A 6,254-nucleotide genomic window follows, 5' to 3' on the forward strand; every position below is an offset into this window, starting at 1 on the left:
TTTCGCTTCTTCACGCAGTCCGACATCGAGGTCGGCGCGAATTACATGACGAACTACATGCCCCTGTTCAAGCCGACAGAGGTCTCCATGATGCTGGCCAGCTTCTCCAATATGGAGACCATCCACATCGCGGCCTATGCCCTGCTGCTCGAGACCATCGGCATGCCCGATTCGGAATTCTCGGCCTTCATGGAATACCAGGAGATGGCCGCCAAGCATGACTATCTCGGCCAGTTCGGCTGCGAGACCAATGAAGACATCGCCGTCTCCATGGCCGTCTTCGGCGCCTTCACCGAGGGCCTGCAGCTGTTCGCCAGCTTCGCCATGCTGATGAACTTCCCGCGCCTGAACAAGATGAAGGGCATGGGCCAGATCATCACCTGGTCGATCCGCGACGAGTCGCTCCACTGCGAAGGCATGATCAAGCTGTTCCACAATTTCTGCGCCGAGACCGGCGTGATGAATGACGAACTGCGCGAGAAGATCCGCGAATGCTGCCGCACCGTGGTCACGCTGGAAGACAAGTTCATCGACCTCGCCTTCGAGGCCGGTGATATCGAAGGCATGACGCCAGCCGACATCAAGGGTTATATCCGCTACATTGCCGACTGGCGCCTTGGCCAGCTCAAGCTCGAGCCGATCTACGGCATCGACAAGCACCCGCTGCCCTGGCTGTCGGAAATCCTCAACGGGGTCGAGCACGCCAATTTCTTCGAACAGCGCGCCACCGAATATTCCAAGGGCGCAACCCGCGGCGACTGGCACGGCGACGACGGCGTCTGGACAAATTTCGACAAACGCAAACCCGCCGAAGTCTTAGCCGAATAGTCTGCCTCTCAGGCGCACAATTCCCAAAGGCCCCACCGAAAGGTGCGGGCCTTTTTTCGTTGGCGTATCTTGGAAAAACCATCTGGCCCGGCCGGGACGGGATATGTAAAATGGCGCCCAACCGCGGGCCCCTCTCGGCCTGCGGGGCCAGTTTGCAGACACCCATTCGGATACGGATATGCTTACCCACCGCGCCCGCAAAATACCCTCACTCATCATGGCCGCCATTTTCCTGGTGGCTTGCCAATCGGCCCGCGTGCCCCCGCCCGCGCCTGCTGTCGTCACGACAGTGCCCTTCGAATTCGTTCACAACGAGATCATCATTGATGCCGCCATTGGCCACAGCGCGCCCCATCGTTTCCTGCTGGATTGCGGGGTTGATCCGTCGGTCATCGATCTCGCGCTCGCGCGGCGCCTTGGCATCGACATCGACGAGACCCAGGCGGAGGAGGCCGCCGGCGCCGGCGACGGGGCGGGGCTCACCGTCATGCCGTCCTCGATTCCGGGGCTCGCAATCCAGGACAGGACATTCGATCCGATTGTTGCGCTGGCTGCGGACATCAGTCCGTTCAGTTCAGCACTCGGATTCCCGCTCGCCGGCATTCTCGGCCACAGCTTTTTCGACCACCGTGTCGTCCGGATCGACTATCCGGCGCGGCAGGTCATGATCGGCACGGATGCTGATGCGTTCGGACCGCCGGTGACGCCCGTGACACAGCGTTATGTCCTGCCGCTCAGGTTCAGTTCCGATGAAGACCTGATCCCGGTATTCGACCTCGTGATCGAGGGGGAAACTGTCAGCGTCACGCTCGATACCGGCTCGTCCGGCGGGCTTGAACTTTTCCCGGCGGCGGTCACGCGGCTTGGTCTGGAAGACGAAAAGGCGGCTGGCGAAGCGACCGATGCGCTGGGGGCGCGCGGTCGGCGCACGCTGACCAAGGGGGTGCTCTCGCATGTCGGCCTTGGCCCCTTCACCATCGCGGAACTGCCGACCCGTTTCGGCGATCGCAGCTTTACCGAGGGGGCCCGCGACGGAAATGCCGGCAACCAGTTGTTCCAGGACTTCGTGCTGACACTCGACTACGTGAATGGCGAAGTCATTTTCGAACAATAGGCGCCGGCCAGAGCGTTCCTCTCGTCCTATTCCGCCAGCTTGAACTCCAGCGGGTATTCGAGGCCCGTCACGCTCACGAACTGGCCGTCGACCAGCTGCGGTGCGAACTCGGCCTTCAGAACAGACCGCTCGGCCTCGCTCTTGAACACGGGGTCGGTGCACATGGCCGACACCTTGTAGGGCTTGCCGCGCGGATCGATCGCGAAGGCGACATTGCACGATCCCGAAATGCCCCGCGCCGATGCCCGGCTCGGATAGACCGGCATCGGCGGACGGACCACCTGGTAGCCGCGCGACGACACGACAACGGGGTTGATCGTGGGCATTTTCACATGCGTCGGAAGCGACGTAGGAATCGCGCCAGCTATCTGGATTTCCGGCAGGTCGATCACGGATTTCGTTGTCGAGATCTGCGGTGGCGGCGGCGGTTTGATGGCGTCGTCCAGCGGTTGCGGCTTTGGCCGCTTGCGGATTTCATCAATTGAGTCCGGCAGCTGCGGCGTGATCGTGTCGAGTATGCGCGACGGCGCCTTCACCAGCGTCACTTCCTTCACATCGATCAGCGAACTCATCAGCAGGAACAGGCCATAGGCCACCGGCAGGGCCAGCAGGGCGGCGGTCGGGGCGCGAGAGACGGGTGAATTCAGCATGCGTATTTCCTCCGATTGATAGCAGGCCGGTGTTCCGATCCTGTAATGTGATAATATATCAAAATGGGATTTTGTAAATACGCCGCCATTCATGTGTCGGGATTCAGGGAAGGAGGAGGCTCCGCCGCGCTCAGGCGCCGCGTTTGATCGCCTTGGGCGGGGTGGTCGCCAGCAGCGCGGCGTCCGGGCGCCCGAGGAAATAGCCCTGGCCCTTGCGAACGCCCAGCAGCTTCAGCGTATCGAATTCAGCCTGTGTCTCGATGCCTTCGGCGATCACCTGCGCGCTGGTCTCGCGGGCATAGAACATCAGGGCACCGACCAGTGCACGGCGGGCCGCGTCCGTGTCGACATCGCGGGTCAGGCTCATGTCCAGCTTCACGATGTCCGGCTGCAGCTGCACGATATGGCGCAGCGAGGAATACCCCGCACCTGCATCATCGATGGCCAGTTTCAGGCCTCGCCGACGCAGTGGCTCCAGCGCCTGCAACAGCAATTCATAATCTTCGACCTGCGCATGCTCGGTAATCTCGAGCAGGATGCGGTACAACGGCTGGTCGGCCAGCAGGTCGGCAAAAGCCTCGGTGATGATCAATTCAGGCGATGCGTTCACAGACAGGTATTGATCGGCTCCCAGCTCCGGCAATTTGGCCAGCGCCCGTTTCAGGGCGGCCATTTCCAGCCTTTCCGACAGGCCGATCTCGGACGCCTCATTGAACCAGATATCCGGCGTGCGCTTTGGCTCATCGGTGAAACGGCTCAGCGCTTCATAACCAACCGGCGCCATTTTCCCGAGATCGAAGATCGGTTGGTACACCATTGAGAAGGCCTCGCGCGCCAGGACGTCTTCGATGCGGCGGCATTGTTCGGTCCGCTGCTGGCTGTCGGCCAGCTCGTTATTGATCTGGCGCGTTGCCAGTTCGGCAAAGACGCGCATCGTGTCGAGGTCGCGGGTGTTCAGCGTTGGGTTCGGAGTGCGGCTGAGGCAGCAGAACATGCCATAGACGCTGCCATCTTTCAGGCGGATCGGAAGGCTCATGTGCGCCCCGATCGGAATCGCCTGCGTGATCGGCATGGCGGCGGCGAACGGTTCGGCCGCCGTGTCCGGGATCAGTTCCGGCAGCCGGCCTTCCAGGATATGCTGGCAATAGACATCATCCAGGCTGTGGCTGTCGCCGACTTTGGCCAGCGCTTCCAGGCCCGGCGCATCGACGCGGCGGAACACCGACCGTCCGTCAACGAATTCCGACAGGTACGCGACGTCCATGCCGAGATGCTTGCGCACCGCCGTCAGGGCGGATTGCAGCAGGTCATCGGATCCGTCGGTCGGTGACGAGATGGCGGACGTGAGAAGATCGAGGTCGGACATGGAGGCAATTCCTGAAGGGTAGACCGTCTTCGCAGGCTTTGCTTGCTGCCTCATGAATCGGGTCGTGCAGATTTGATCGATCTGCTGCGGCGCGCGCGTTCCGGAAATCTTTCTTGACGAAACCGGCGCGGCGCTCCTAGCTCCGTCCGATGACGACTGAACTTGCCGCTTATTTGGACCGTATCGGCTTTGCCGGTCCGCCACAGGCCGATGGTGCCACGCTTGATGCACTCTGCCGGGCCCATACCAATACGATCCCGTTCGAAAATATTGACGTCCAGCTGGGCCGCAAGACCGCGCGGTCACAGTCCGAAATTCACGACAAGCTGGTGTCCCGCGAGCGTGGCGGCTGGTGTTACGAGCAGAATGGATTGATGGGCTGGGCGCTGGACGAGATCGGCTTTGACGTCACGCGGCTCGTTGGCGGCGTGATGCGCGAGCAGGCTGGCGACGGACAGTTGGGCAACCATCTTTGCCTGCTGGTGCGGTTGGCGGAAGAAGACCTGCTGGTCGATGTCGGATTCGGATCCAGTCTCCTCGGCCCGATGCCCATCATGACGGGGGCCCGCGTCGATGCGCCATTCCAGGTCGGTCTGACACAAGCCGACGATGGCTACTGGCGCTTCTGGGAAAGCGCCCACGCCGATCCGTTCAGTTTCGATTTTAAAACCGCGCCGGCTGACCCGTCCGTGCTCGATGCCAAGCGCATCTGGCAGGAAACGGATCCCGCATCGCCCTTCGTGCAGAACCTTGTCGTGCGTCGGCGTGACGGCGTGCTCCACCACACGCTGCGCGGCAAGGTTTTGACCACGGCCAGTATTGTCGGCCTCGACAGCCGCGAACTGGCCACGGCTGACGAGCTTGTCGATGTGCTGGATGATGTGTTCGGTCTCGATATGCCTGAAGCGGCCAGCCTCTGGCCCGCGATCACCGCACGCCACGAAGCGCTGTTCCCCGGCACCTGAGAAGCAAGGGTCAAGTGAGGGGCCACCCGTGGCCGTGGGCGGCCCCTCCAACGCACAAGACCGGGAGGAAATGGCCTAGCGTTGTTCAGCGTCGGCGAAGATCATCGCGCCCGAACTGGCAAATTCGCCCGCCGCTTCGCGGCCTTCCAGCGCCTGCTGTTCCCGGATTTTCGAGACAGCGGACGAGACGATGGTGCTGACGCATTTGCGGTCGGTATAATTACCGCCGAAAACGGGGACATAGGTCGTGCAGGCGTCTTTTGCCTGGTCGGTGATGGCATCGAGGACTTCGGCGGCACCGGCCTTGGTCGCCAGCATCTCCTTGTCATATTCAATGCTCACTGTGATCGGTTTTTGCTCTCCGGCAACGGCCAGCGGAGACAGGAACATGGCCGCGGCCATGATCGATACGATTGGTTTCAACATGGGATAGCCCTTTAGAAGTTAGCGTCGGAACATTCCGACTGGAAACTCCCCCCGCAACTGAGCCTTATGATCACTGTCCCCCGTAATGCGCCTCTCGGAGCATTGGCCAACCGGGAACAGCGAACTCATGCTGCACTGCAATAATGTTCTCGCAGTCGCAGCATGGCAACGGTCGTTTTGCGAATTTTCGGTCATAGCTGCGTGCTGCAGGTCGATCGCCTGATAAGCGGGCGCTCCTGCCCAATCCTTCATCTGGAACAGGCCGGAAAATCAGGAAAATGTCAGGACTGCCATGCATTTGTGACATAGCCAAATGCCGACTCAATACCGATTCCCTGACAAAAAATCACATTATTACAGTGCCTTGGGAGAATCGCCCGGGCCCCTCGGGAAAAGGCTGCACATCGTCGCCATTGGCTCCGCGTCACCACGCCGGCCTCCGCGCCGCACTTATCCTCTGGGTCTGAACGTCAGAATCCCAGCACCGGCGCGGCAATCCGGGCAGCGCCTGCTGGATTTGTCCCCCTCCCGGCAGGGTGTGGCAGGATAGGGCCATCATGTTCCAGCCCGACCAAGCCCTGCGCAGCCTCATCCTCGTCTCCTGGCGGCGGGCCGACTATTACGTGCACGAGCTGGTGAACGGTCTGCGCCTCGGCTTCACCGGCTGCAGGCCTTTCCTGAGACGCAGCGAATGCATCCGCCTGCGCCGCCAGCTCGTGCGTCTCGAAACGCTGACGCGGCGCATGCTGGTCCTCTTCGTTCTCGAATGCCCCTTGCCGCGCGTGACTGTGCGGGCAGGGCAGGCGGCGCCGGACCGGTCTCCGTCGCGCACCGCCCCTGCGCCGCGCCGCTTCTTCACCCCGCCCACCTTCCGCCTGGCAGACCCGCGCCCCCGCACCACACCC

At 61.8% G+C, this 6,254-nt stretch carries 7 protein-coding genes; 4 read left to right on the forward strand and 3 right to left on the reverse strand.

The window, feature by feature from the left end:
• Both AADA04_RS08380 and AADA04_RS08385 read left to right on the forward strand, forming a co-directional pair.
• A partial coding sequence (locus tag AADA04_RS08380) for a ribonucleotide-diphosphate reductase subunit beta (protein WP_340692805.1) occupies positions 1–828 on the forward strand: 828 nt, incomplete at its 5' end.
• A gap of 178 nt (positions 829–1,006) precedes the next feature.
• The gene (locus AADA04_RS08385; RefSeq protein WP_340692806.1) at positions 1,007–1,942 is read left to right on the forward strand and encodes an aspartyl protease family protein; all 936 of its coding nucleotides are present in this window, start codon (positions 1,007–1,009) and stop codon (positions 1,940–1,942) included.
• Between the two features lie 26 nt (positions 1,943–1,968).
• Here the strand turns inward: AADA04_RS08385 and AADA04_RS08390 are convergent, their stop codons facing one another.
• Positions 1,969–2,592, reverse strand: coding sequence for a TonB family protein (locus AADA04_RS08390; RefSeq protein WP_340692807.1), 624 nt, complete (start codon positions 2,590–2,592; stop codon positions 1,969–1,971).
• 130 nt (positions 2,593–2,722) lie between these two features.
• A complete protein-coding gene (locus AADA04_RS08395) occupies positions 2,723–3,958 on the reverse strand; it encodes an EAL domain-containing protein (RefSeq protein WP_340692808.1) in 1,236 nt (411 codons plus the stop codon).
• Positions 3,959–4,107: 149 nt separating this feature from the next.
• On the opposite strand from AADA04_RS08395, the gene AADA04_RS08400 reads away from it, so the two are divergent.
• Positions 4,108–4,923: an arylamine N-acetyltransferase gene (locus AADA04_RS08400; protein ID WP_340692809.1), complete on the forward strand. Its 816-nt coding sequence runs from the start codon at positions 4,108–4,110 to the stop codon at positions 4,921–4,923.
• Positions 4,924–4,998: 75 nt separating this feature from the next.
• Here AADA04_RS08400 and AADA04_RS08405 read toward each other — a convergent pair whose 3' ends face one another.
• Positions 4,999–5,349 carry a UrcA family protein gene (locus AADA04_RS08405; protein WP_340692810.1) on the reverse strand — a complete coding sequence of 117 codons (351 nt, stop codon included), beginning with the start codon at positions 5,347–5,349 and terminating at the stop codon, positions 4,999–5,001.
• 557 nt (positions 5,350–5,906) lie between these two features.
• Between AADA04_RS08405 and AADA04_RS08410 the strand changes: the two genes are divergently transcribed.
• A partial coding sequence (locus AADA04_RS08410) for a hypothetical protein (protein WP_340692811.1) occupies positions 5,907–6,254 on the forward strand: 348 nt, incomplete at its 3' end.

It is taken from the genome of Hyphomonas sp., from assembly GCF_037969335.1.
Taxonomy (GTDB): Bacteria; Pseudomonadota; Alphaproteobacteria; order Caulobacterales; family Hyphomonadaceae; genus Hyphomonas.

Bases quoted from the DNA above. Each gene is read 5' to 3' on its own strand.
- AADA04_RS08385 (WP_340692806.1), top strand. From the start codon at position 1,007: ATGCTTACCCACCGCGCCCGCAAAATACCCTCACTCATCATGGCCGCC.
- AADA04_RS08390 (WP_340692807.1), bottom strand. From the start codon at position 2,592: ATGCTGAATTCACCCGTCTCTCGCGCCCCGACCGCCGCCCTGCTGGCC.
- AADA04_RS08395 (WP_340692808.1), bottom strand. From the start codon at position 3,958: ATGTCCGACCTCGATCTTCTCACGTCCGCCATCTCGTCACCGACCGAC.
- AADA04_RS08400 (WP_340692809.1), top strand. From the start codon at position 4,108: ATGACGACTGAACTTGCCGCTTATTTGGACCGTATCGGCTTTGCCGGT.
- AADA04_RS08405 (WP_340692810.1), bottom strand. From the start codon at position 5,349: ATGTTGAAACCAATCGTATCGATCATGGCCGCGGCCATGTTCCTGTCT.